Raw genomic sequence first — 761 nt, 5'->3', positions numbered from 1 at the left:
TTCCAGGCCAGGTTGCGTGCGGTAATGAAAAGAAACGCCTTGGGGGCCTGCACCCGCTGCCCTTGTTCGAGAGTTCTTGCGTAGGCCTCCTGCACGATATCTTCCGCGGCCTCTTTGGACCGGGTCAGACGTCGCCCATAGCGCAGCAATCCCTGCCGGGTCTCGGCGAAGAAATGCGAGAAACGCTCATGAGCGGTTTCGACCATGCTTAAAACTACGCCTAGGAATTGCTCGAAAGCAACCGTTTTTCCTGGTTTCCGCCCGACCCGAAAGGCATGCGAACAGAGGCCATTGGAATAAGACACTTGTCGCCGGAATTACCCCCACCCGGGTTATCACCCGGGCTTCTGTCCGCCGCACGCCAACAGGCCAGACTCGGAAGAGGCGGGGTATCGGCACCCAAGCGGGCCTTTGCCTGGCTGATCGATGTTGCGCCGCGACCGGACAATGGGGTCGTGCTCCCGGCGGCATTGCCGCCCGGATGCGAACCTGGAGCCTGTGTCCATTGCCTTCGACTGGGACCTGGTCCTGGGAGGCATCGGTGCCATCGGCGCTGATGGTCAATGGCGATGCGGAAAAAAAAAAAGAAATACAGCATCACGGTCAGCATGAAGTCGACACCGAGACACACATTCCTATACACCGGCGAGGCGCGCAGCAAGTTTTTGCGCGGGGTGCGAGAGAGTAGCAGCACGGCGGCTACGGAGTTGGCGCTTACGGCAAATAGACCAAGCAGCCTGGTGTCCAGATCAACAAGTTCG

General features: G+C 59.3%; 1 protein-coding gene. It reads right to left on the bottom strand.

What is annotated here, in order from left to right; genetic code table 11:
- A partial coding sequence (locus CSC65_RS16055) for an RNA polymerase sigma factor (protein ID WP_274379423.1) occupies positions 1 to 206 on the bottom strand: 206 nt, incomplete at its 3' end.
- Positions 207 to 761: the final 555 nt, after the last annotated feature.

It is taken from the genome of Pseudoxanthomonas daejeonensis (genome assembly GCF_010093205.1).
GTDB classification, from domain to species: domain Bacteria; phylum Pseudomonadota; class Gammaproteobacteria; order Xanthomonadales; family Xanthomonadaceae; genus Pseudoxanthomonas; species Pseudoxanthomonas daejeonensis.
This window is presented reverse-complemented; position numbering and strand designations above follow the sequence as displayed.